The organism is Streptomyces sp. NPDC005374, from assembly GCF_042872225.1.
GTDB lineage: Bacteria > Actinomycetota > Actinomycetes > Streptomycetales > Streptomycetaceae > Streptomyces.
Genome location: NZ_JBIAKA010000001.1, coordinates 833,625 through 854,909, shown reverse-complemented (window position 1 = coordinate 854,909; position 21,285 = coordinate 833,625). Strand labels below are relative to the sequence as shown.

At 67.1% G+C, this 21,285-nt stretch carries 29 protein-coding genes; 27 read left to right on the top strand and 2 right to left on the bottom strand.

Going from position 1 to position 21,285, the window contains the following annotated elements; translation table 11 throughout:
- Window positions 1-4: 4 nt before the first annotated feature.
- From rplB to truA, 27 genes are all read left to right on the top strand, one after another.
- On the top strand, window positions 5-841 hold the full coding sequence (gene rplB, locus ACFYRX_RS04025) for a 50S ribosomal protein L2 (protein ID WP_057584677.1): 837 nt from the start codon (window positions 5-7) through the stop codon (window positions 839-841).
- A gap of 12 nt (window positions 842-853) precedes the next feature.
- Window positions 854-1,135, top strand: coding sequence for a 30S ribosomal protein S19 (gene rpsS, locus ACFYRX_RS04020; RefSeq protein ID WP_052580781.1), 282 nt, complete (start codon window positions 854-856; stop codon window positions 1,133-1,135).
- A 44-nt stretch (window positions 1,136-1,179) separates the two neighbouring features.
- Window positions 1,180-1,527: a 50S ribosomal protein L22 gene (gene rplV, locus ACFYRX_RS04015; RefSeq protein ID WP_030619142.1), complete on the top strand. Its 348-nt coding sequence runs from the start codon at window positions 1,180-1,182 to the stop codon at window positions 1,525-1,527.
- The gene (gene rpsC / locus ACFYRX_RS04010) at window positions 1,527-2,369 is read left to right on the top strand and encodes a 30S ribosomal protein S3 (RefSeq protein ID WP_389096364.1); all 843 of its coding nucleotides are present in this window, start codon (window positions 1,527-1,529) and stop codon (window positions 2,367-2,369) included. The genes rplV and rpsC overlap by 1 nt, the downstream gene beginning before the upstream one ends.
- Window positions 2,370-2,374: 5 nt before the next feature.
- Window positions 2,375-2,794 (top strand): 50S ribosomal protein L16, encoded by a 420-nt coding sequence (gene rplP, locus ACFYRX_RS04005; protein ID WP_004927269.1) that lies wholly within the window; start codon window positions 2,375-2,377, stop codon window positions 2,792-2,794.
- Window positions 2,794-3,018, top strand: a complete 225-nt coding sequence (gene rpmC / locus ACFYRX_RS04000; RefSeq protein WP_005481220.1) for a 50S ribosomal protein L29 — start codon at window positions 2,794-2,796, stop codon at window positions 3,016-3,018. Before rplP ends, rpmC begins: the two co-directional genes overlap by 1 nt.
- On the top strand, window positions 3,018-3,305 hold the full coding sequence (rpsQ, locus tag ACFYRX_RS03995) for a 30S ribosomal protein S17 (RefSeq protein WP_007384073.1): 288 nt from the start codon (window positions 3,018-3,020) through the stop codon (window positions 3,303-3,305). Before rpmC ends, rpsQ begins: the two co-directional genes overlap by 1 nt.
- A 101-nt stretch (window positions 3,306-3,406) precedes the next feature.
- Window positions 3,407-3,775: a 50S ribosomal protein L14 gene (rplN, locus tag ACFYRX_RS03990; protein WP_003998823.1), complete on the top strand. Its 369-nt coding sequence runs from the start codon at window positions 3,407-3,409 to the stop codon at window positions 3,773-3,775.
- 2 nt (window positions 3,776-3,777) lie between these two features.
- Window positions 3,778-4,101 (top strand): 50S ribosomal protein L24, encoded by a 324-nt coding sequence (gene rplX, locus ACFYRX_RS03985; protein WP_127832083.1) that lies wholly within the window; start codon window positions 3,778-3,780, stop codon window positions 4,099-4,101.
- On the top strand, window positions 4,101-4,658 hold the full coding sequence (rplE, locus tag ACFYRX_RS03980; RefSeq protein ID WP_389096362.1) for a 50S ribosomal protein L5: 558 nt from the start codon (window positions 4,101-4,103) through the stop codon (window positions 4,656-4,658). The genes rplX and rplE overlap by 1 nt, the downstream gene beginning before the upstream one ends.
- Window positions 4,659-4,663: 5 nt before the next feature.
- A complete protein-coding gene (locus tag ACFYRX_RS03975) occupies window positions 4,664-4,849 on the top strand; it encodes a type Z 30S ribosomal protein S14 (RefSeq protein ID WP_003948630.1) in 186 nt (61 codons plus the stop codon).
- Window positions 4,850-5,059: 210 nt separating this feature from the next.
- Complete coding sequence (gene rpsH / locus ACFYRX_RS03970; RefSeq protein WP_007384075.1) at window positions 5,060-5,458, top strand: 30S ribosomal protein S8; 399 nt, start codon at window positions 5,060-5,062, stop codon at window positions 5,456-5,458.
- A 25-nt stretch (window positions 5,459-5,483) separates the two neighbouring features.
- Window positions 5,484-6,023 (top strand): 50S ribosomal protein L6, encoded by a 540-nt coding sequence (rplF, locus tag ACFYRX_RS03965; protein ID WP_326665475.1) that lies wholly within the window; start codon window positions 5,484-5,486, stop codon window positions 6,021-6,023.
- A 3-nt stretch (window positions 6,024-6,026) separates the two neighbouring features.
- On the top strand, window positions 6,027-6,410 hold the full coding sequence (rplR, locus tag ACFYRX_RS03960; protein ID WP_057607911.1) for a 50S ribosomal protein L18: 384 nt from the start codon (window positions 6,027-6,029) through the stop codon (window positions 6,408-6,410).
- Between the two features lie 38 nt (window positions 6,411-6,448).
- On the top strand, window positions 6,449-7,054 hold the full coding sequence (rpsE, locus tag ACFYRX_RS03955; RefSeq protein WP_389096359.1) for a 30S ribosomal protein S5: 606 nt from the start codon (window positions 6,449-6,451) through the stop codon (window positions 7,052-7,054).
- Window positions 7,054-7,236 (top strand): 50S ribosomal protein L30, encoded by a 183-nt coding sequence (gene rpmD, locus ACFYRX_RS03950; RefSeq protein ID WP_006376032.1) that lies wholly within the window; start codon window positions 7,054-7,056, stop codon window positions 7,234-7,236. Before rpsE ends, rpmD begins: the two co-directional genes overlap by 1 nt.
- Before the next feature lie 2 nt (window positions 7,237-7,238).
- Window positions 7,239-7,694, top strand: coding sequence for a 50S ribosomal protein L15 (gene rplO, locus ACFYRX_RS03945; protein ID WP_053746341.1), 456 nt, complete (start codon window positions 7,239-7,241; stop codon window positions 7,692-7,694).
- A gap of 195 nt (window positions 7,695-7,889) precedes the next feature.
- A complete protein-coding gene (gene secY / locus ACFYRX_RS03940) occupies window positions 7,890-9,203 on the top strand; it encodes a preprotein translocase subunit SecY (RefSeq protein WP_389096356.1) in 1,314 nt (437 codons plus the stop codon).
- Window positions 9,203-9,865 (top strand): adenylate kinase, encoded by a 663-nt coding sequence (locus ACFYRX_RS03935; RefSeq protein ID WP_389096354.1) that lies wholly within the window; start codon window positions 9,203-9,205, stop codon window positions 9,863-9,865. Before secY ends, ACFYRX_RS03935 begins: the two co-directional genes overlap by 1 nt.
- 129 nt (window positions 9,866-9,994) lie before the next feature.
- The gene (gene map / locus ACFYRX_RS03930) at window positions 9,995-10,831 is read left to right on the top strand and encodes a type I methionyl aminopeptidase (protein WP_389096352.1); all 837 of its coding nucleotides are present in this window, start codon (window positions 9,995-9,997) and stop codon (window positions 10,829-10,831) included.
- A 153-nt stretch (window positions 10,832-10,984) separates the two neighbouring features.
- Window positions 10,985-11,206: a translation initiation factor IF-1 gene (infA, locus tag ACFYRX_RS03925; protein ID WP_003948620.1), complete on the top strand. Its 222-nt coding sequence runs from the start codon at window positions 10,985-10,987 to the stop codon at window positions 11,204-11,206.
- 57 nt (window positions 11,207-11,263) lie between these two features.
- A complete protein-coding gene (rpmJ, locus tag ACFYRX_RS03920; protein WP_003998809.1) occupies window positions 11,264-11,377 on the top strand; it encodes a 50S ribosomal protein L36 in 114 nt (37 codons plus the stop codon).
- Between the two features lie 207 nt (window positions 11,378-11,584).
- Window positions 11,585-11,965 carry a 30S ribosomal protein S13 gene (rpsM, locus tag ACFYRX_RS03915; protein ID WP_053753917.1) on the top strand — a complete coding sequence of 127 codons (381 nt, stop codon included), beginning with the start codon at window positions 11,585-11,587 and terminating at the stop codon, window positions 11,963-11,965.
- A 70-nt stretch (window positions 11,966-12,035) separates the two neighbouring features.
- Window positions 12,036-12,440: a 30S ribosomal protein S11 gene (rpsK, locus tag ACFYRX_RS03910; RefSeq protein ID WP_003956432.1), complete on the top strand. Its 405-nt coding sequence runs from the start codon at window positions 12,036-12,038 to the stop codon at window positions 12,438-12,440.
- Between the two features lie 114 nt (window positions 12,441-12,554).
- Complete coding sequence (locus ACFYRX_RS03905) at window positions 12,555-13,577, top strand: DNA-directed RNA polymerase subunit alpha (protein WP_003966937.1); 1,023 nt, start codon at window positions 12,555-12,557, stop codon at window positions 13,575-13,577.
- Between the two features lie 188 nt (window positions 13,578-13,765).
- Window positions 13,766-14,266, top strand: a complete 501-nt coding sequence (gene rplQ / locus ACFYRX_RS03900; protein ID WP_389096349.1) for a 50S ribosomal protein L17 — start codon at window positions 13,766-13,768, stop codon at window positions 14,264-14,266.
- A gap of 125 nt (window positions 14,267-14,391) precedes the next feature.
- Window positions 14,392-15,246: a tRNA pseudouridine(38-40) synthase TruA gene (gene truA / locus ACFYRX_RS03895; protein ID WP_389096347.1), complete on the top strand. Its 855-nt coding sequence runs from the start codon at window positions 14,392-14,394 to the stop codon at window positions 15,244-15,246.
- Window positions 15,247-15,333: 87 nt separating this feature from the next.
- Here the strand turns inward: truA and ACFYRX_RS03890 are convergent, their stop codons facing one another.
- Together ACFYRX_RS03890 and ACFYRX_RS03885 are read right to left on the bottom strand one after the other, a co-directional pair.
- Complete coding sequence (locus ACFYRX_RS03890) at window positions 15,334-19,725, bottom strand: choice-of-anchor D domain-containing protein (RefSeq protein ID WP_389096345.1); 4,392 nt, start codon at window positions 19,723-19,725, stop codon at window positions 15,334-15,336.
- 267 nt (window positions 19,726-19,992) lie between these two features.
- Window positions 19,993-21,201: a glycosyl hydrolase family 28-related protein gene (locus ACFYRX_RS03885; RefSeq protein ID WP_389096343.1), complete on the bottom strand. Its 1,209-nt coding sequence runs from the start codon at window positions 21,199-21,201 to the stop codon at window positions 19,993-19,995.
- Window positions 21,202-21,285 lie beyond the last annotated feature (84 nt).

Below are 21,285 nucleotides of genomic sequence, written 5' to 3'. Positions count from 1 at the left end.
AGAAATGGGAATCCGCAAGTACAAGCCGACTACGCCGGGCCGTCGTGGCTCGAGCGTCGCCGACTTCGTCGAGGTCACGCGGTCCACGCCGGAGAAGTCGCTGGTCCGCCCGCTGCACAGCAAGGGCGGCCGTAACAACGCCGGTCGTGTGACCGTTCGCCACCAGGGTGGCGGACACAAGCGCGCCTACCGCGTGATCGACTTCCGTCGTCACGACAAGGACGGCGTGCCGGCGAAGGTCGCGCACATCGAGTACGACCCCAACCGCACCGCGCGCATCGCGCTGCTGCACTACGCGGACGGCGAGAAGCGCTACATCCTCGCCCCGCGCAACCTGCAGCAGGGTGACCGCGTCGAGAACGGTCCCGGGGCCGACATCAAGCCGGGCAACAACCTGGCCATCCGCAACATCCCGGTCGGTACCACGATCCACGCGATCGAGATCCGTCCCGGTGGCGGCGCCAAGTTCGCCCGCTCCGCCGGCGCCTCGGTGCAGCTGCTCGCGAAGGAGGGCACGATGGCCCACCTTCGTATGCCGTCCGGTGAGATCCGCCTGGTCGACCAGCGCTGCCGCGCCACGGTCGGCGAGGTCGGCAACGCCGAGCAGAGCAACATCAACTGGGGCAAGGCCGGTCGTAAGCGCTGGCTGGGCGTCCGTCCGACCGTTCGCGGTGTGGCGATGAACCCGGTTGACCACCCGCACGGTGGTGGTGAGGGCAAGACCTCCGGTGGTCGCCACCCGGTCTCGCCGTGGGGTCAGAAGGAGGGTCGTACTCGTTCGCCGAAGAAGGCTTCGAACAAGTACATCGTCCGCCGCCGCAAGACGAACAAGAAGCGCTAGGAGCGGGTTTAGATGCCGCGCAGTCTCAAGAAGGGGCCCTTCGTCGACGACCACCTGATCAAGAAGGTGGACGCCCAGAACGAAGCAGGCACCAAGAACGTCATCAAGACCTGGTCCCGTCGCTCCATGATCGTGCCGGCCATGCTCGGCCACACGCTCGCGGTGCACAACGGCAAGATCCACATCCCGGTGTTCGTCACCGAGTCGATGGTCGGCCACAAGCTCGGCGAGTTCTCGCCGACGCGCACCTTCCGGGGTCACGTCAAGGACGACCGGAAGTCGAAGCGCCGCTAAACGCGGATCGCATTCAGACACGTAAGTAACTGAGAGGGACAACCATGGAAGCCAGGGCCCAGGCGCGGTACATCCGCGTTACGCCCATGAAGGCCCGCCGCGTGGTGGACCTTATCCGTGGCATGGACGCCACGGAGGCTCAGGCTGTTCTGCGATTCGCTCCGCAGGCAGCCTCAGTGCCCGTCGGCAAGGTGCTCGACAGCGCCATCGCCAACGCCGCGCACAACTACGACCACACCGACGCCGACAGCCTCGTCATCTCCGAGGCGTACGTCGACGAGGGCCCGACCCTGAAGCGGTTCCGTCCGCGCGCCCAGGGCCGTGCCTACCGGATCCGCAAGCGGACCAGCCACATCACCGTGGTCGTCAGCAGCAAGGAAGGAACCCGGTAATGGGCCAGAAGGTAAACCCGCACGGGTTCCGGCTCGGCATCACCACGGACTTCAAGTCCCGTTGGTACGCCGACAAGCTGTACAAGGACTACGTCAAGGAAGACGTCGCCATCCGTCGGATGATGACGTCCGGCATGGAGCGCGCCGGTATCTCGAAGGTGGAGATCGAGCGCACCCGTGACCGTGTGCGTGTGGACATCCACACCGCGCGTCCCGGCATCGTCATCGGCCGCCGTGGCGCCGAGGCCGACCGCATCCGCGGTGACCTCGAGAAGCTCACGGGCAAGCAGGTCCAGCTGAACATCCTCGAGGTCAAGAGCCCCGAGACCGACGCTCAGCTGGTTGCCCAGGCCGTTGCCGAGCAGCTCTCCTCCCGCGTCTCCTTCCGTCGCGCCATGCGTAAGAGCATGCAGGGCACGATGAAGGCCGGCGCCAAGGGCATCAAGATCCAGTGCGGTGGCCGCCTCGGTGGCGCCGAGATGTCCCGCTCGGAGTTCTACCGCGAGGGCCGCGTGCCCCTGCACACGCTCCGCGCGAACGTGGACTACGGCTTCTTCGAGGCCAAGACGACCTTCGGCCGTATCGGTGTGAAGGTCTGGATCTACAAGGGCGACGTCAAGAACATCGCCGAGGTCCGCGCAGAGAACGCCGCAGCCCGCGCCGGCAACCGCCCGGCCCGTGGTGGCGGTGGCGGCGGCGCCGACCGCCCGGCCCGTGGTGGCCGTGGTGGCGAGCGTGGCGGTCGCGGTCGTAAGCCGCAGCAGGCTCCCGCCGCCGAGGCCCCCAAGGCCGAGGCTCCGGCGGCTGCCGCTCCGGCTGAGAGCACCGGAACGGAGGCCTGAGGGACATGCTGATCCCCCGTAGGGTCAAGCACCGCAAGCAGCACCACCCCAAGCGCCGCGGTCAGGCCAAGGGTGGTACGACGGTCGCGTTCGGCGAGTACGGCATTCAGGCCCTCACGCCGGCGTACGTGACCAACCGCCAGATCGAGGCGGCTCGTATCGCGATGACCCGCCACATCAAGCGTGGCGGCAAGGTCTGGATCAACATCTACCCGGACCGCCCGCTCACGAAGAAGCCCGCCGAGACCCGCATGGGTTCCGGTAAGGGTTCGCCCGAGTGGTGGATCGCGAACGTGCACCCGGGTCGGGTCATGTTCGAGCTGTCCTACCCCAACGAGAAGATCGCCCGTGAGGCCCTCACTCGCGCAGCCCACAAGCTGCCGATGAAGTGCCGGATCGTCAAGCGCGAGGCAGGTGAAGCGTGATGTCGGCCGGTACCAAGGCGTCCGAGCTGCGCGAACTGGGTGACGAGGAGCTTCTCAACAAGCTCCGCGAAGCCAAGGAAGAGCTGTTCAACCTCCGCTTCCAGGCGGCGACGGGTCAGCTCGAGAACCACGGTCGGCTCAAGGCCGTCCGTAAGGACATCGCGCGGATCTACACCCTGATGCGTGAGCGCGAGCTGGGCATCGAGACGGTGGAGAGCGCCTGATGAGTGAGAGCAACGTGACTGAGCAGACTGCAGAGGCCCGCGGCTTCCGCAAGACCCGCGAGGGTCTCGTCGTCAGCGACAAGATGGACAAGACCGTCGTCGTCGCCGTCGAGGACCGCGTCAAGCACGCGCTGTACGGCAAGGTCATCCGCCGTACCAACAAGCTCAAGGCGCACGACGAGCAGAACGCTGCCGGCGTCGGCGACCGGGTCCTCCTCGCGGAGACCCGCCCGCTGTCCGCCACGAAGCGTTGGCGCGTCGTCGAGATCCTCGAGAAGGCCAAGTAAATCCTCCTGCGGGGCATTCCTCGCAGGACAGTTCCGCCAGGCTCCGGGAGCCGCTCCGCTGAGCGGCTCCCGGGGAACCGGCAGACAAACAGGAGATAGACGTGATCCAGCAGGAGTCGCGACTGCGTGTCGCCGACAACACTGGTGCGAAGGAAATCCTTTGCATCCGTGTGCTCGGTGGCTCCGGTCGCCGCTACGCGGGCATCGGTGACGTCATCGTCGCCACCGTCAAGGACGCGATCCCCGGCGGCAACGTGAAGAAGGGTGACGTCGTCAAGGCGGTCATCGTTCGCACCGTCAAGGAGCGCCGCCGTCCGGACGGCTCGTACATCCGCTTCGACGAGAACGCCGCCGTCATTCTGAAGAACGACGGCGACCCTCGTGGCACCCGTATCTTCGGCCCGGTCGGCCGGGAGCTGCGCGAGAAGAAGTTCATGAAGATCATCTCGCTCGCGCCGGAGGTGCTGTAAGCATGAAGATCAAGAAGGGCGACCTGGTCCAGGTCATCACCGGTAAGGACAAGGGCAAGCAGGGCAAGGTCATCGCGGCCTTCCCCCGCGAGGACCGCGTCCTGGTCGAGGGTGTCAACCGGGTCAAGAAGCACACCAAGGCCGGCCCCACCGCCAGCGGTTCGCAGGCCGGTGGCATCGTCACGACCGAGGCGCCTGTCCACGTCTCCAACGTCCAGCTGGTCGTTGAGAAGGACGGCAACAAGGTCGTCACGCGTGTCGGTTACCGCTTCGACGACGAGGGCAACAAGATCCGCGTTGCCAAGCGGACGGGTGAGGACATCTGATGACTACCACCACGAACCCGCGTCTCAAGACGAAGTACCGCGAGGAGATCGCGGGCAAGCTGCGTGAGGAGTTCTCCTACGAGAACGTCATGCAGATCCCCGGCCTCGTCAAGATCGTGGTCAACATGGGTGTGGGCGACGCCGCCCGCGACTCCAAGCTGATCGAGGGCGCCATCCGCGACCTCACCACGATCACCGGTCAGAAGCCGGCCGTCACCAAGGCCCGCAAGTCCATCGCGCAGTTCAAGCTGCGTGAGGGTCAGCCGATCGGTGCCCACGTCACGCTCCGTGGCGACCGCATGTGGGAGTTCCTGGACCGCACCCTGTCGCTCGCGCTGCCGCGCATCCGCGACTTCCGCGGCCTGTCCCCCAAGCAGTTCGACGGCCGTGGCAACTACACCTTCGGTCTCACGGAGCAGGTCATGTTCCACGAGATCGACCAGGACAAGATCGACCGTACCCGGGGTATGGACATCACCGTGGTCACCACGGCGACCAACGACGCTGAGGGCCGCGCCCTCCTTCGTCACCTCGGCTTCCCCTTCAAGGAGGCGTGAGCGAGATGGCGAAGAAGGCTCTGATTGCCAAGGCTGCTCGCAAGCCCAAGTTCGGTGTACGTGGCTACACGCGCTGCCAGCGCTGCGGCCGTCCGCACTCCGTGTACCGCAAGTTCGGCCTGTGCCGCGTCTGCCTTCGTGAGATGGCTCACCGTGGCGAGCTGCCGGGCGTGACCAAGAGCTCCTGGTAGTCCCGTCTTTTAGGGACTCCCGAAGCTCTCGGTAAGTAAAGGGATTGGTCAGGGGCCCACCCTCCATGGCTTAGGCTAGGAGGGTTGGGCGCCCTGACGCCCATACGACTTACTACGCCGTAGGTCCACCGCACCGCACCCGCCTCGTCTCGGATCGAGGAGAGGGATGGGCACCTGGAAACCCCGGCGAGAGAGGCCGAAGGCCAATTCATGACCATGACTGATCCGATCGCAGACATGCTTACGCGTCTGCGGAACGCGAACTCGGCATACCACGACTCAGTGACGATGCCGGCGTCCAAGATCAAGTCTCACATCGCGGAGATCCTCCAGCAGGAGGGCTTCATCACGGGCTGGAAGGTCGAGGACGCCGAGGTCGGCAAGAACCTCGTCCTCGAGCTGAAGTTCGGCCCGAACCGTGAGCGCTCCATCGCGGGCATCAAGCGGATCTCCAAGCCCGGTCTCCGGGTGTACGCGAAGTCCACCAACCTGCCGAAGGTGCTCGGCGGCCTGGGCGTGGCGATCATCTCCACGTCGCACGGGCTCCTCACCGACAAGCAGGCCGGCAAGAAGGGCGTAGGCGGAGAAGTTCTCGCCTACGTCTGGTAGCGGAAAGGAATCGGAGGAAACAGCTATGTCGCGTATTGGCAAGCTCCCCATCACGGTTCCCGCCGGCGTGGACGTCACCATCGACGGCCGTACGGTTTCGGTGAAGGGCCCCAAGGGGTCCCTCTCCCACACCGTCGCAGCGCCGATCGACATCGCCAAGGGTGAGGACGGCGTTCTCAACGTCACCCGCCCCAACGACGAGCGTCAGAACAAGGCCCTGCACGGCCTGTCCCGCACGCTGGTGGCGAACATGATCACCGGCGTGACCCAGGGTTACGTGAAGAAGCTCGAGATCAGCGGTGTCGGTTACCGCGTTGCGGCCAAGGGATCGAACCTCGAGTTCGCCCTCGGCTACAGCCACTCGATCACCGTCGAGGCCCCCGAGGGCATCACCTTCAAGGTGGAGAACCCGACCCGTTTCTCGGTCGAGGGCATCGACAAGCAGAAGGTTGGCGAGGTTGCGGCCAACATCCGCAAGCTGCGCAAGCCCGACCCGTACAAGGCCAAGGGTGTCAAGTACGAGGGCGAAGTCATCCGCCGCAAGGTCGGAAAGGCGGGTAAGTAAGCCATGGCATACGGACAGAAGATCCTCAAGGGCGACGCTTACAAGCGTGCCGCGATCAAGCGTCGCCACATCCGGATCCGTAAGCACATCTCGGGTACGGCTGAGCGTCCGCGTCTCGTCGTGACGCGCTCCAACCGCCACATCGTGGCCCAGGTCATCGACGACATCAAGGGTCACACCCTGGCGTCGGCGTCGACCCTGGACACCACGATCCGCGGCAACGAGGGCGACAAGTCCGCGCAGGCCAAGTCGGTCGGCGCCCTGGTCGCCGAGCGCGCCAAGGCCGCCGGCGTCGAGGCTGTCGTATTCGACCGTGGTGGCAACCAGTACGCCGGGCGCATCGCCGCCCTGGCGGACGCCGCCCGCGAAGCCGGACTCAAGTTCTGAGTCGCTTCCGTAGCTAGCGGAAAGAGAGAGGTAATCCAATGGCTGGACCCCAGCGCCGTGGAAGCGGTGCCGGTGGCGGCGAGCGGCGGGACCGGAAGGGCCGTGACGGCGGCGCTGCTGCCGCCGAGAAGACCGCGTACGTTGAGCGCGTTGTCGCGATCAACCGCGTCGCCAAGGTTGTGAAGGGTGGTCGTCGCTTCAGCTTCACTGCGCTCGTCGTAGTGGGCGATGGCGATGGCACCGTCGGTGTCGGTTACGGCAAGGCCAAGGAGGTGCCGGCCGCGATCGCCAAGGGTGTTGAAGAGGCCAAGAAGCACTTCTTCAAGGTCCCCCGTATCCAGGGCACCATCCCGCACCCGATCACGGGTGAGAAGGCTGCCGGCGTCGTTCTGCTCAAGCCCGCGTCCCCCGGTACCGGCGTTATCGCCGGTGGCCCGGTGCGTGCCGTGCTCGAGTGCGCCGGTATCCACGACATCCTGTCGAAGTCGCTCGGCTCGTCGAACGCGATCAACATCGTGCACGCGACCGTGGAGGCCCTGAAGGGCCTGCAGCGTCCCGAGGAGGTCGCGGCCCGCCGCGGTCTGCCGCTCGAGGACGTCGCCCCCGCGGCTCTTCTCCGTGCACGTGCCGGGGCGGGTGCGTAATGGCTCGCCTCAAGGTCACGCAGACGAAGTCGTACATCGGCAGCAAGCAGAACCACCGTGACACCCTGCGGTCCCTTGGTCTCAAGGGGATCAACACCGTGGTCGTCAAGGAGGACCGCCCCGAGTTCCGCGGAATGGTGCACACCGTCCGCCACCTCGTGACGGTTGAGGAGGTCGACTGATCATGGCGGAGAACAACCCGCTCAAGATCCACAACCTCCGTCCCGCCCCGGGCGCCAAGACCGCCAAGACCCGTGTGGGTCGTGGTGAGGCGTCGAAGGGTAAGACGGCCGGTCGTGGTACCAAGGGCACGAAGGCCCGTTACCAGGTTCCGGAGCGCTTCGAGGGTGGCCAGATGCCCCTCCACATGCGTCTCCCGAAGCTCAAGGGCTTCAAGAACCCGTTCAAGACCGAGTTCCAGGTCGTGAACCTCGACAAGCTGGGCGCGCTGTACCCGGAGGGTGGCGAGGTCACCGTCGAGGGACTCGTCGCCAAGGGTGCCGTTCGCAAGAACAGCCTCGTCAAGGTCCTCGGCCAGGGCGAGATCTCCGTGGCGCTGCAGGTGACGGTCGACGCCGTCTCCGGCTCCGCCAAGGAGAAGATCACCGCCGCCGGCGGTACCGTCACCGAGCTCGTCTGAACACCACAGGCGTCTCGATGACTTGAGCGATCCAGACCGGGGATACCCCATAAACGGGGTATCCCCGGTTGGTCGTTCCACGGGGAGCTGTGTCGCCGGTAAGGTAGCCTGCACTGTCCTTTTCTGTACCCATCATTCGTCGATCCTCAAGACCGTCACCCTTGACGCAGTAGCGCGGGGGTCGCAGGAGGCACCGTGCTCACCGCGTTCGCCCGGGCGTTCAGGACACCCGACCTGCGCAAGAAGCTGCTCTTCACGCTCGCCATCATCGTGGTCTACCGGGTCGGTACCCATGTCCCGATCCCCGGCGTCAACTACACGGCTGTCCAGCAGTGTGTGACGGAGGCCTCCGGCAACCAGGGCCTCTTCGGCCTGGTCAACATGTTCAGCGGTGGCGCGCTGTTGCAGATCACGATCTTCGCGCTCGGCATCATGCCGTACATCACCGCGAGCATCATCCTGCAACTGCTGACTGTGGTCATCCCTCGTCTCGAGGCCCTCAAGAAAGAGGGCCAGGCCGGTACGGCGAAGATCACGCAGTACACCCGCTACCTGACCGTGGCGCTTGCCATCCTCCAGGGCACCGGTCTGGTGGCCACCGCGCGCAGCGGTGCTCTCTTCGGCACCTGCTCGGTCTCCAGCCAGATCGTCCCCGACCGCGCGATCTTCACCACGATCGTCATGGTCATCACGATGACCGCCGGTACGGCCGTCGTCATGTGGCTCGGTGAGCTCATCACCGACCGCGGCATCGGCAACGGCATGTCGATCCTGATGTTCATCTCGATCGCCGCCACCTTCCCGTCCGCGCTGTGGGCCATCAAGAAGCAGGGCACCCTCGCCGACGGCTGGATCGAGTTCGGCACCGTCATCGCCGTCGGCCTGGTCATGGTCGGCCTGGTGGTCTTCGTCGAGCAGGCCCAGCGCCGCATTCCGGTGCAGTACGCGAAGCGCATGATCGGCCGCCGTTCCTACGGCGGTACGTCGACCTACATCCCGCTGAAGGTCAACCAGGCCGGTGTGATCCCGGTCATCTTCGCCTCGTCGCTGCTCTACATCCCGGCCCTGGTGGCGCAGTTCTCCAGCGGGACCTCCAGCTGGAAGACGTGGATCGAGACCAACCTGACCAAGGGCGATCACCCGATCTACATTTCCATGTACTTCTTGCTGATCGTTTTCTTCGCGTTCTTCTATGTCGCCATCTCCTTCAACCCCGAAGAAGTAGCCGACAACATGAAGAAGTATGGTGGCTTCATCCCGGGCATCCGGGCTGGCCGACCGACCGCTGAGTACCTGAGTTACGTACTCAACCGGATCACCTGGCCGGGTTCGCTGTACTTGGGTCTGATCGCTCTCGTACCAACGATGGCGTTGGTCGGCTTCGGGGCAAGCCAGAACTTCCCGTTCGGCGGGACCAGCATCCTGATCATCGTGGGTGTGGGTCTTGAGACGGTGAAGCAGATCGAGAGCCAGCTCCAGCAGCGCAATTACGAAGGGTTCCTCCGCTGATGCGTATCGTCCTCGTCGGGCCGCCGGGCGCCGGCAAGGGAACGCAGGCCGCGTTCCTGGCTCAGAACCTGTCGATCCCGCACATCTCCACGGGCGACCTGTTCCGCGCCAACATCAGCCGGCAGACGGACCTCGGCAAGCTCGCGAAGTCCTACATGGACGCGGGCAACCTGGTTCCGGACGAGGTCACCATCGGGATGGCCAAGGACCGCATGGAGCAGCCCGACGCGGTGAACGGCTTCCTGCTGGACGGCTTCCCGCGCAATGTCTCGCAGGCCGAGTCGCTCGACGAGATGCTGCAGACCGAGGGCATGAAGCTGGACGCGGTGCTGGACCTCGAGGTACCCGAGGAGGAGGTCGTCAAGCGCATCGCCGGCCGCCGAATCTGCCGCAACGACTCGGCGCACGTCTTCCACGTGTCGTACAAGGCGCCGAAGCAGGACGGCGTCTGTGACGTCTGCGGCGGCGAGCTGTACCAGCGCGACGACGACTCCGAGGAGACGGTCCGCACGCGGCTGGAGGTCTACCACACGCAGACCGAGCCGATCATCGACTACTACAAGGCCCAGGGCCTGGTGGTCACGATCTCGGCGCTCGGCAAGGTGGAGGACGTCACCGGCCGCGCCATGGAGGCGCTCAAGCGCGAGGACGACGCCGCGTAGCGGTTCTTCCCGAGTACGACAGCCGCGGTTCCCTTCCCAGGGGGCCGCGGCTGCTGTGTGGGTGCACGTATCGTTGAGGGCGCCCGTCCCCCTGCCAGGTTTCCCCGGTTCCAGAAAGGCTCCCGCCGCATGGTGCAGATCAAGACCCCCGAGCAGATCGCCAAGATGCGTGAGGCGGGCCTTGTCGTCGCCGCCATCCACGCGGCGACGCGTGAGGCCGCGGTGCCCGGGGCCACGACCAGGGATCTCGACCAGGTCGCGCGCAAGGTGCTCGCGGAGCACGAGGCGAAGCCGAACTTCCTGGGGTACGGCGGTTTCCCGGCGACGATCTGCACCTCCGTGAACGAGGTCGTCGTCCACGGCATCCCGTCCGACGAGGTCGTCCTCAAGGACGGCGACATCATCTCCATCGACTGCGGCGCGATCATCGACGGCTGGCACGGGGACGCCGCCTACACGGCCTTCGTGGGCTCGGGGCACGCCCCGGAGCTGATCGAGCTGTCCCGGGTGACCGAGGAGTCGATGTGGGCGGGCATCGCGGCGATGAAGCAGGGCAGCCGGCTCGTGGACGTCTCCCGGGCCATCGAGACCTACATCCGCCGCCAGCCGAAGCCCGGCGGCGGCCGCTACGGGATCATCGAGGACTACGGCGGCCACGGCATCGGCACCGAGATGCACATGGACCCGCACCTGCTGAACTACGTGGACCGGCGCCGGGGCAAGGGCCCGAAGCTGGTCACCGGGTTCTGCCTGGCGATCGAGCCGATGGTGTCCCTGGGCACGCCGAGGACGGAGGTCCTCTCCGACGACTGGACCGTCATCACGACGGACGGCACATGGTCCTCGCACTGGGAGCACTCGGTGGCGCTGACCGAGGAGGGCCCGCTGGTCCTGACGGCCCCCGACGGCGGCAGGGCCAAGCTCGCCGAGCACGGCATCACGGCCGCACCCGACCCGCTGGCTTAACGATCTACGCTGCGGGGCATCCTTCCTCGATTCGTCTTTCCGGGTGCCCTGACGTAGACTGACTCGTCGGCTCTCGTGCACCCGCATGCCTGCATGCGCCCCTGAGGGGGAAGCAAGTGAGTCGATCAAGGTAGTCGATTCGAAGGGCGAAGCGTGGCCAAGAAGCAAGGTGCCATCGAGATCGAGGGCACTGTCGTCGAGTCTCTTCCGAACGCCATGTTCAAGGTTGAGCTCCAGAACGGCCACCAGGTCCTGGCGCACATCAGCGGCAAGATGCGTATGCACTACATCCGTATCCTCCCTGATGACCGGGTCGTGGTGGAGCTGTCTCCGTACGACCTCACGCGTGGCCGGATCGTCTACCGGTACAAGTAGATCTTGCCCGCATCCCGCTGCGGCGGGGTGGTGGCACTGACCCGGAGAACCTCACTAATGAAGGTCAAGCCGAGCGTCAAGAAGATCTGCGACAAGTGCAGGGTGATCCGCCGTCACGGTCGGGTCATGGTCATCTGCGAGAACCCGCGCCACAAGCAGCGCCAGGGCTGATCGCACACAGGCCACACCCTCTGCCTTCGCAGAGACTTCGCGCGACGCGAGCTGAATTGTAAATACGTGGAGCCCGGACACCTGGTGTCCGACACCCTCGGTTCGGAGGCCGAGGACCCGGTCCGTACCAACTCTTCATGAGAGAAGAGGACGGCGGCTGGGAGCAGGTTCCGCGTCAGACCTCCGAAGATCAACTGGAGCCATTGAATGGCACGCGTTTCCGGTGTTGACATCCCGCGCGAAAAGCGCGTGGAGGTCGCCCTGACCTACGTGTTCGGTATCGGTCGGACTCTCTCCCAGCTGACGCTGGCCGAGACCGGCATCGACCCGAACACCCGCGTTCGCGACCTCTCCGAGGAGCAGCTCGTCGCGATTCGTGAGTACGTCGACAACAACATCAAGACCGAGGGTGACCTCCGTCGCGAGGTCCAGGCCGACATCCGCCGCAAGGTCGAGATCGGTTGCTACCAGGGTCTCCGTCACCGTCGTGGTCTGCCCGTCCGTGGTCAGCGCACCAGCACGAACGCTCGTACCCGCAAGGGCCCGCGTCGCGCCATCGCCGGCAAGAAGAAGCCGGGCAAGAAGTAGTCCTCAGCGGACAACGCTTCATCAGCGGTCTTCGCTGTAGGACCGACCACCTCCCCGTAGGAGTTAATAGATGCCCCCCAAGGGTCGTCAGGGCGCTGCCAAGAAGGTGCGCCGCAAGGAAAAGAAGAACGTCGCTCACGGGCACGCCCACATCAAGAGCACGTTCAACAACACGATCGTCTCGATCACGGACCCCTCGGGCAACGTGATCTCCTGGGCCTCCGCCGGCCACGTCGGCTTCAAGGGCTCGCGCAAGTCCACCCCCTTCGCCGCGCAGATGGCCGCCGAGTCGGCCGCCCGCCGCGCGCAGGAGCACGGCATGCGCAAGGTCGACGTCTTCGTCAAGGGTCCCGGCTCCGGCCGTGAGACCGCGATCCGCTCCCTCCAGGCCACCGGCCTCGAGGTCGGCTCGATCCAGGACGTCACGCCCACCCCGCACAACGGGTGCCGTCCGCCGAAGCGCCGCCGCGTCTGACGCACGGTTGTCTTAGGTTTCGGGCGGTACGTCTCCTCGGAGGCGTGCCGCCCGTACCCTTGCAGTAACAGCAGGACGTCAAATAGCGGGCGTCCATGACTGAAGGATCGCAACATGCTGATTGCTCAGCGTCCCTCGTTGACCGAAGAGGTCGTAGACGAGTTCCGCTCCCGGTTCGTGATCGAGCCGCTGGAGCCGGGCTTCGGCTACACCCTCGGCAACTCCCTCCGCCGCACCCTCCTGTCGTCGATCCCCGGCGCTGCTGTCACCAGCATCCGCATCGACGGTGTCCTGCACGAGTTCACCACCGTGCCGGGCGTCAAGGAGGACGTCACCGACCTGATCCTCAACATCAAGCAGCTGGTCGTCTCCTCGGAGCACGACGAGCCGGTCGTGATGTACCTGCGCAAGCAGGGCCCGGGTCTGGTCACCGCCGCCGACATCGCGCCCCCGGCCGGTGTCGAGGTGCACAACCCCGACCTCGTCCTCGCCACGCTCAACGGCAAGGGCAAGCTGGAGATGGAGCTCACGGTCGAGCGTGGCCGCGGTTACGTCTCCGCCGTGCAGAACAAGCAGGTGGGCCAGGAGATCGGCCGTATCCCGGTCGACTCCATCTACAGCCCGGTGCTCAAGGTCACGTACAAGGTCGAGGCGACCCGTGTCGAGCAGCGCACCGACTTCGACAAGCTGATCGTCGACGTCGAGACGAAGCAGGCCATGCGTCCGCGTGACGCCATGGCGTCGGCCGGTAAGACCCTGGTCGAGCTGTTCGGTCTCGCCCGCGAGCTGAACATCGACGCCGAGGGCATCGACATGGGCCCGTCCCCGACGGACGCCGCCCTCGCCGCTGATCTCGCCCTGCCGATCGAGGAGCTCGAGCTCACCGTTCGGTCGTACAACTGCCTCAAGCGTGAGGGCATCCACTCCGTGGGTGAGCTCGTCGCCCGCTCCGAGGCCGACCTCCTCGACATTCGCAACTTCGGTGCGAAGTCCATCGACGAGGTCAAGGCGAAGCTGGCCGGCATGGGCCTGGCCCTCAAGGACAGCCCGCCCGGATTCGACCCGACCGCCGCCGCGGACGCCTTCGGCGCGGACGACGACGCAGACGCCGGGTTCGTCGAGACCGAGCAGTACTAAGAGCTCGGGACCGACTGCCGGTCGTTGGCTGCGGGGCCGTTGTGGCTGGTCGCGCTCGCGCGGCGGTAGCCGCATATCGACACCGCCCCGCGCCCCTTTGGGGCGCGGGTCTCCGACGAGCAACCCGCTCGCTCGGATACTGACCTCGGTACCTGATACGGCCGGGGCAGACACCTAGGAGAGACACCATGCCGAAGCCCACCAAGGGTGCCCGTCTGGGCGGCAGCGCCGCGCACGAGAAGCTGCTCCTCGCGAACCTCGCGAAGAGCCTCTTCGAGCACGGCCGTATCACCACCACCGAGGCGAAGGCGCGCAAGCTGCGTCCGTACGCCGAGCGTCTGATCACCAAGGGCAAGAAGGGCGACCTTCACAACCGTCGTCAGGTGCTCCAGGTGATCACGGACAAGAGCGTCGTCCACACGCTCTTCACCGAGATCGGCCCTCGTTACGAGAACCGTCCCGGTGGCTACACCCGTATCACCAAGATCGGTAACCGTCGTGGCGACAACGCGCCCATGGCCGTCATCGAGCTGGTCGAGGCGCTGACGGTTGCTCAGGCCGCGACGGGTGAGGCCGAGGCCGCGACGAAGCGTGCCGCGAAGGACGCCGAGGCTGCTGCTCCGGCTGAGGTCGTCGAGGACGCGAAGCCGGCCGAGGTCGAGGCCGACGAAGAGGCCAAGGACGCGTAAGTAGTCCTTCGGCTGCCGGTCCGTCGTGGCTGGTCGCGCAGTTCCCGCGCCCCTGAAGGGGCGCTTCAGTGGGCCCGTTCCTTCTTGGGACGGGCCCGCTTTTGTGTACCTGAAAGGATCCAGGGGTGAGTGACGAAGTTCAGCCTGGTTACGTCCGCGTCCGGCTCGATCTCTCCTACGACGGGACCCTGTTCTCCGGATGGGCCAAGCAGGCCGGGGGGCGGCGGACCGTGCAGGGGGAGATCGAGGACGCGCTGCGGACCGTGACGCGGTCGAAGGACGTGACGTACGAGCTGACCGTGGCCGGCCGGACCGACGCGGGGGTGCATGCGCGGGGGCAGGTGGCGCATGTGGATCTGCCCGAGGCGCTGTGGGCGGAGCATCGGGAGAAGCTGCTGAAGCGGCTGGCGGGGCGGCTGCCGAAGGACGTGCGGGTGTGGTCCTTGCGGGAGACTCCGGCTGCGTTCAACGCGCGGTTCGCCGCTCTGTGGCGGCGGTACGTCTACCGGGTGGGGGACCGGCCCGGTGGCGTGGATCCGCTGCTGCGCAACCATGTGCTGTGGCACGACTGGGAGTTGGACGTCGCCGCCATGGACGCCGCCGCCAAGTCCCTCGTCGGGGAGCACGACTTCGCGGCGTATGCGAAGAAGCGTGAGGGAGCGACGACCATCCGCGAGATCCTCGACTTCGGGGTGCGGCGGCGGCCGGACGGGGTCGTCGAGATCGAGGTCCGGGCCGACGCCTTCTGCCACAACCAGGTGCGGTCGATGGTGGGTGCCCTGCTGTTCGTGGGGGACGGGCACCGGGGCGTGGAGTGGCCGCGGAAGGTGCTGGACACGGGTGTCCGGGACAGCGCCGTCCATGTCGTACGGCCGCAGGGGCTGACCTTGGAGGAGGTCGGCTATCCGGCGGACGAGTTGCTGGCGGCGCGGATCAAGGAGGCGCGGAACAGGCGGTCGTTGCCGGCGGCCGGGCCCTGAACCGGCTGCCGGCCAAGGACCGGAGAAGCGCGGCCCCGCCCTGGGTGTTGTCCGAGGGCGGGGCCGTTCAGCGGGTCGTGGTCGTGCTCACTGCCTGACGGTGAAGTACTGCCAGGCGCCCCAGGTGCTGAGGTTGGCCTTGTCCTGGCTGCTGTGGACGTACCCCGCGGCGATGCGGAACCTGCTGTTGACGGAGTTGGTCAGGGCCATCTTGTGGCGGCCGGTGCTGGTGGAACTGAGGGCGGAGCAGGGCGTGGTGGTCTGCGTGTGCCAGGCGCCGCTGTAGTACCGCTGCACTCGGAACTTGATGCACTGGCCGGCCTTGTTGGGGGCGACGGTGACGTCGAGCTGCTCCTTGACGGTGCGGTGGTAGACCCGGTAGAGGGTGCTTCCGTAGTGCGTGCTCGTGTAGTAGCCGGACAGCTTCTGCGAGACGCCCGCATAGGACTGCACGGCACGGGCGACGGTCTTCGGGGCGTACCGGTAGTCACCCGTGAACACCGCGCTGAACGTGGTGTTGCGGCTGAGCTTGTAGGACCCGGCCAGGTTGCCGTGGGAGTCCACCTTGCCGGACTTCACCAGGACCTTGCTGCCACCGTACGGCTGGGCGTAGATCGACACCGTACGGCTGTTGTAGGTGGTGCCGAGGTGGGCGGTGACCTTCGCGGACTGACCGTACTTGTACGTCGCGTGGTCGGTGGCGACGGTCAGGGACGTCGCGGCCCGGGACACCTGGACGGTGGCCGTGCGACTGCCGGGCTTGTGGGAGATGTCGCCGCCGTAGGCCACCTTGTAGGTGTTGGCGCCGCCGATCTGCGGGGTGTCCGTGAACGTGAACGTGCCGTTCGCGGCGACCTTGGCGTCGGCGAGTGCGACGCCGGAGGTGTTCGCGAGGTCGGTCTTCGTCACCTTGACGACCCCGCCGGTGGCGAAGGGCGAGCCGGAGAGGGTGCCGGACACGGTCAGTTTCTGTGCGCGGGTGCTCGTGGCCGGGGCCGCGAGGGTGACGGTGGTGGGCAGCTTGGACACCTGGACGAGGCTTGTCGTGCTCGCCGTCGCATGGTTCGCGTCCCCCGCGTAGCCGGCGGCGTAGGTGTGGGTGCCCTCCGTCGGCGGGGTGTCGATGAACGTGAAGGAGCCGTCCGCATTCGTCGTCACATCGGGGAGTGCTGTCCCGTTCCGCGTGATGTGCACGACCTGGCCCGCGGGAAGCGCCGCGGACGAGGTCAAGGTGCCTGTGACGGTCAGCGGCCGGTCCGGGACACCCGTGCTCGGGGCGGTGAGGTGGAGCGAGGTGGCTGCCGGCGGCCCCTGGGCGATGACCGGACCGCTCACTGTCTGCAGGTCAGCACTGTCGCCGGTGGCACCGGTGAAGGCGAGGAGCACGGTGGACGGCAGCGTCGGTGTCGCGTCCGTCACCTGCGTCCCGTCGATCCAGACGTACACATGGCCGGCGGCCACCTGGACGTCGACCTGGTGCGTGCCCTGGCGCAGGGAGGTGGCGAGTTTGACGAGTGACGGGTAGGCGATGGTCGACGAGCCGACCGAACTGCTGCCGACGCCCACGAAGTTCTGTGCCTGGAGCGTGTTGTTCCAGCCGGTGGCGAGCGCGATCACCGTGCCCGGCCGGCCGGCGACGCCGAGGCCGTCGCCGGTCCCGCCCAGTGCGGAGGCGGAGTTCTGGGCGGGGTCGAGGAGGGAGAGCGTCATGCCCTTCCCACCGCTGCCGGGGCCGAACTTCGCGGTGAAGGTGGCCCGCAGGCCGTCGGTGCGCAGGGCCTTGGTGTACACCGCGCTGCCCGCCTGGTTGGCGGTGGCCGGGGTCAGCTGGACGCCCCCGCCGTCGGCGGGCACCGCCGAACCGTTGGTCCGCCACAGCCCGTCGCTGACCGAGGTGGTCGTGGCGGTGCCGGTACCGGTGCCCTTGATCGGCACGTACATGGCGCCCTGGCCGGTGCCGTTCCCGTCGGTCCCGGTCCCGGTGACCTCGTAGGAGGCGCTCAGATCCGCGGCCGAACGGGGCGTGAACGTCACGCTCTGCACGGCGGTCTGCTCAGGACCGATGATCAGCCCCTCCGACAGCTGCACCGGGCTGTTGAAGTCTCCCGTCGGCGCCTTGGCCTTGGTCACCGTCACCGGGATGTTGCCGGTGTTGGTGATCGTGAACGAGAGCGACTTCGAGCCGCCGACCGGAACCTTGCCGAAGTCCAGCGAGCCGGTGGAGAACTCCAGATGCCCCTGTCCGGTAATGGCCGACGCGGTGACCGGCACGCTCAAGGTGTGGGTGGCGCCGGCACTGCTACTGCTGATCACCAGCGCGTCATTGTCGTCCTGGTCGTCGGTCGGCGTGTAGGTGACCGAGAGCACGAACGAACCACCGGCCGGTACGACCGTGCCCGCGCTCGGAAGTCCCGTGGTGCTGAACACCCCGGTGGGCGAGTCGACCGAGTCGATGGTCTCCGGTTCGGTGCCGGTGTTGGTGACCTGGAGGTTCAGCGTCGAGGTGCTGCCGGTGGGCACTTCCCCGAAGTCCAGGGCGGCGGGTGCCGCCCCGAGGCCGGGCCGGGTGCCGACGCCGTGGAGGGCGAAGACCAGCTTCTGGCCGTCCGAGAGGTTCGCGGTCAGCGTGCCGTTGACGCCGCCGGTGGTCGTGGGGGCGAAGGCGATCGGCACGTCCAGGGTGGCGTCCGCAGCCAGCGCCTTGGGCTGCTCGGGCGTGGGTACGGCGGACGGGTCGACCGTGAACGCGCCGGAAGCCTTGAGCCCGGAGATGCTGACGTCCTGGGTGGCGGTCAGTTTCATCGCGGCCGAGTCGCTGCCACCCACGCCGACCTGGCCGAAGTCGAGGGAGGCCGCGGTCAGCGCGGTCCTGGCGGGGCTGCCGAAGCCGTAGAGCACACCGTCCCGGGTGCCGACGTACACCTTGCCGCGCTCGGCGGTCGGCGTGCTGAACTTCGTCGCCGTACCGATCGGCGCGGACCACAGCAGGGGGAGCAGACCGTTGCCGTCGGGAGTGGGGCTGTAGGCGCGCAGCGTGCCGTCGGCCCCGGAGGCGGCGCTCGCGGAGGTCATCCACACCAGGGCGCTGGACTCGTCCGTGCCGTCGGAGGTGACCAGGGGCGAGCCGCTGGTGTAGCCGAAGGTGTCCTGGCTCTGGCCGGTGAGGGTGAGGGCGGGCGTGCCGCCGTTGCGGACGCCGTACTTGAGGGCGCGCAGCGGGCCCTGGTTGCCGACGACGTAGACGTAGCCGCCGTCGCCGCCCCAGAACGCGGGGTGTCCCCACATGCCCTGGTAGGGGCCGGACATGCTCAGCGCGGCGTCGCCGCCCTGGGCGCCCTGGCCCATGCCGCCGAGGTTGTCGCGGTCAAGCAGGAACACCCGGCCGTCCTTGCCCTGCTGGACCAGCAGGTGGGGGTGGTCACTGGTGCCGAAGCCGTCCGGCAGCGCCATCGGGGCACCCGAGGAGATGTCCTGGTCGTTCAGGTCCAGGGTGGAGGCGTTGCTCGGGCTGAAGAAGTCGGCCGTGGAGAGACTGCGGTCCGCGTTGACCTGGAGGCGTACGACGGACTCGGCCAGGGTTCCCTGAACGGTCTTGCCGGGCCCGGGGGCCGGGCTGATGCCGTTGCCGGTGCTGAAGAAGATCCGGCCGGAACCGTCGGAGACCAGGCCGCCGCCGGACTGCCAGATTCCGGCGCCGCCCGTGCTGGCACCGGTCACCGCGGCCCACATCGAGGTGATGCTGTGTCCGGTGGTGCTCACGCCGACCACATAGCCGCGGTACGGCCACGCGTCGCAGTGGCCGCCGAAGCCCGCGTAGACGACGCCGTCCATCAACAGCAGGCCGGGGCGCTGCTGTTCGTAGAAGGCGTCGAACTGGTTGCCCGGATCGTTGACCGGGCTGCCGGCGATGGTCACCGGCCACCCCGTGCGCTCGGCTCCGGAGGCCGGGTCCACCGCGTGCATCAGCCACTTCGGGTGACGGTGCGTGGCGGTGCCGTCGTCGACCTTGGTGGTGAAGTAGAGGGAGTCGGTGGCCGAGTCGTAGACCGGTGTCGCGGTCGCGCCGACGTTGGGGACCAGGTCACCGCAGCCGATCGCCGAGGCCGGCCACGCGGGGCCGTAGTTCTTGCTCCACTTGATCGCGCCGGTCGTGCGGTCGAGGCCGTACAGGGTGTTGCTCTCGGTGACGGCGATCACCTGGTCGCCGAGCACCAGCGGCTGGGCGTATATCTGCCCGTCCAGTTTGGTGGCGAAGAGCCGGCCGAACGCGGAGGACTGGACGACCGCGGGGGAGAGCGCGCCTTCGTCCTGGTCCCAATTGGTACGCAGGTTGTCGACGCCCTGGGTGGTCTGGTCGGCCTGGGCCGAGGACGCCACCAGGCTGATCATCGTGCCGATCAGTGCCGCAGTGGCCACGGCCACGAAGGAGAACAGCCATGTGTGCCGTCGACTGCGGTGACGGCCACCGCGTGCGGACATCGAAAACCCGAACAAATCGGGACCCCCCTCTGATGTCCGCGCCCGGAACGGTCACAGATGCGGCGCAAACGTGAAGACTGAGTGGTTGTTCTTATCACCGGTTGACCTGATTGCGCACCGGGGAAGCGTGCTTCGCGTCGAGATCGTCATCCGTCTCGGCTGCGCGGGCCGACGCCTTCTGTCATGGAGCAAGGAGGCGCGGAGCGGGCGGTCCCTGCCGAGGCGGGCCGCTGCTGAACGGCCGCCTCCGGCAGGGTGCTTGATCCGTCAGCCGGTACCCACGAGGGTCCCCTTTGCGAACTTCGTGTTGCCGGTGCCGTTCTGCCAGGGGGACGAGACTCCTTGGAGATGGCCCGAATTGACCACCACGTAGGCCGAGTTGTCGGCCCGTACGCCGTACTGCGGGCTCGCCACCCCTGTCCCGTCGTCGTCCTTGCCCGTGAGGACGACAAGGCCGTCGGCGATGACCTTGCACTGGGAGCTCGCGACAGCCAGGCCCGCGTATCCGCCGCCGCCGGCCCCGCCGTTCTTGCCGTCCCGGGTGAGATTCGTGGCCGACAGCATGAGGACCCCGGTGGTGTTCGCCGCGTAGACGTACATGCCGTGCCAGCCGTTGCGGTCGGTGGAGCAGGCCACCATCTTGATCACTCCGGGCACGGACTCGATGTCGAATCCGTGCAGCTTCGACCACTCCGCGCGGCAACTGGTGAAGGAGGAGTTGCCCGCGCCCGACATCCACCAGCCGCAGCCTCCGACCCCCAGGACGTACACGTCGTGAAAGACGGAGTCGGTGGAGTTGTTCAGCACGATGCCGTGGGAGCCGGTCCACAGCACGGAGACGCGGTCGTAGTGCAGGCAGAACGGGGCCTGGGGCCCGCCCGTGGCGTTGAAGTTGTACCAGGTGTTGATACCGATGCCCGTGACGGAGCGGACATGGACGTCCCGTAGCTGCAGGTGCTGGATCTGCCCGGTCGCGCGGATGCCGTCGATCTCCGCTCCGGAGCGGGGCAGGTCGGAACCGTCGATGGTCAGGGAGAAGATGCGCTGCGCGTTGGCCGGGCGGGAGTAGCCCCCCAGTTGCCGGTCCAGGACCTCGACGACGGCGTCTCCTGTGAACGACGGAAGGGGGCGGATGCCGACCACCGGGTTCTCGGCGCCCGGCTGGGCCTCACCGCCGGCGTGCGAGCCCTGAAGGGTCACGTACGGGCCTATGCGCAGGGGAGCGCTCGTGCGGTACACCCCCGCGGGGAGGACGGTGACGTTGCCCGGCCGGCAGGCGTCCAGTGCCGCCTGGAGCGCCGCGGTGTCGTCGGTGGTGCCGTCTCCTTCGGCGCCGTGGTCCTTGACGTTCACCCATCCGGCGTCCGCGGCCACGGCGGCGGCGTCGCCGGTGGACATCGCCGTGGCGGACGCGGCGACACCGCCCACCGCGAGGGCCGATCTGAGGATGGAGCGTCGTGTGTTCGAACCGGTCATGTGGTGCCCCCCTGGGCTGCTCGATGATCCGCAGCCAGTATTCAGGCCTACAGGGGTGTCGCAAGAGGCGCACAACCGGACCCC

What these genes read in the sequence shown, in the direction of transcription:
- rpmD (WP_006376032.1), top strand. Translation starts at nt 7,054, where the DNA reads ATGGCTCGCCTCAAGGTCACGCAGACGAAGTCGTACATCGGCAGCAAG.
- rplR (WP_057607911.1), top strand. Translation starts at nt 6,027, where the DNA reads ATGGCATACGGACAGAAGATCCTCAAGGGCGACGCTTACAAGCGTGCC.
- rpmC (WP_005481220.1), top strand. Translation starts at nt 2,794, where the DNA reads ATGTCGGCCGGTACCAAGGCGTCCGAGCTGCGCGAACTGGGTGACGAG.
- rpsK (WP_003956432.1), top strand. Translation starts at nt 12,036, where the DNA reads ATGCCCCCCAAGGGTCGTCAGGGCGCTGCCAAGAAGGTGCGCCGCAAG.
- rpmJ (WP_003998809.1), top strand. Translation starts at nt 11,264, where the DNA reads ATGAAGGTCAAGCCGAGCGTCAAGAAGATCTGCGACAAGTGCAGGGTG.
- ACFYRX_RS03885 (WP_389096343.1), bottom strand. Translation starts at nt 21,201, where the DNA reads ATGACCGGTTCGAACACACGACGCTCCATCCTCAGATCGGCCCTCGCG.
- rplP (WP_004927269.1), top strand. Translation starts at nt 2,375, where the DNA reads ATGCTGATCCCCCGTAGGGTCAAGCACCGCAAGCAGCACCACCCCAAG.
- rpsE (WP_389096359.1), top strand. Translation starts at nt 6,449, where the DNA reads ATGGCTGGACCCCAGCGCCGTGGAAGCGGTGCCGGTGGCGGCGAGCGG.
- rpsM (WP_053753917.1), top strand. Translation starts at nt 11,585, where the DNA reads ATGGCACGCGTTTCCGGTGTTGACATCCCGCGCGAAAAGCGCGTGGAG.
- rplE (WP_389096362.1), top strand. Translation starts at nt 4,101, where the DNA reads ATGACTACCACCACGAACCCGCGTCTCAAGACGAAGTACCGCGAGGAG.
- ACFYRX_RS03975 (WP_003948630.1), top strand. Translation starts at nt 4,664, where the DNA reads ATGGCGAAGAAGGCTCTGATTGCCAAGGCTGCTCGCAAGCCCAAGTTC.
- rplV (WP_030619142.1), top strand. Translation starts at nt 1,180, where the DNA reads ATGGAAGCCAGGGCCCAGGCGCGGTACATCCGCGTTACGCCCATGAAG.
- rplO (WP_053746341.1), top strand. Translation starts at nt 7,239, where the DNA reads ATGGCGGAGAACAACCCGCTCAAGATCCACAACCTCCGTCCCGCCCCG.
- ACFYRX_RS03890 (WP_389096345.1), bottom strand. Translation starts at nt 19,725, where the DNA reads ATGTCCGCACGCGGTGGCCGTCACCGCAGTCGACGGCACACATGGCTG.
- rpsS (WP_052580781.1), top strand. Translation starts at nt 854, where the DNA reads ATGCCGCGCAGTCTCAAGAAGGGGCCCTTCGTCGACGACCACCTGATC.
- rpsQ (WP_007384073.1), top strand. Translation starts at nt 3,018, where the DNA reads ATGAGTGAGAGCAACGTGACTGAGCAGACTGCAGAGGCCCGCGGCTTC.
- rplF (WP_326665475.1), top strand. Translation starts at nt 5,484, where the DNA reads ATGTCGCGTATTGGCAAGCTCCCCATCACGGTTCCCGCCGGCGTGGAC.
- ACFYRX_RS03905 (WP_003966937.1), top strand. Translation starts at nt 12,555, where the DNA reads ATGCTGATTGCTCAGCGTCCCTCGTTGACCGAAGAGGTCGTAGACGAG.
- rpsH (WP_007384075.1), top strand. Translation starts at nt 5,060, where the DNA reads ATGACCATGACTGATCCGATCGCAGACATGCTTACGCGTCTGCGGAAC.
- rplX (WP_127832083.1), top strand. Translation starts at nt 3,778, where the DNA reads ATGAAGATCAAGAAGGGCGACCTGGTCCAGGTCATCACCGGTAAGGAC.
- rplB (WP_057584677.1), top strand. Translation starts at nt 5, where the DNA reads ATGGGAATCCGCAAGTACAAGCCGACTACGCCGGGCCGTCGTGGCTCG.
- rplQ (WP_389096349.1), top strand. Translation starts at nt 13,766, where the DNA reads ATGCCGAAGCCCACCAAGGGTGCCCGTCTGGGCGGCAGCGCCGCGCAC.
- map (WP_389096352.1), top strand. Translation starts at nt 9,995, where the DNA reads ATGGTGCAGATCAAGACCCCCGAGCAGATCGCCAAGATGCGTGAGGCG.
- rpsC (WP_389096364.1), top strand. Translation starts at nt 1,527, where the DNA reads ATGGGCCAGAAGGTAAACCCGCACGGGTTCCGGCTCGGCATCACCACG.
- ACFYRX_RS03935 (WP_389096354.1), top strand. Translation starts at nt 9,203, where the DNA reads ATGCGTATCGTCCTCGTCGGGCCGCCGGGCGCCGGCAAGGGAACGCAG.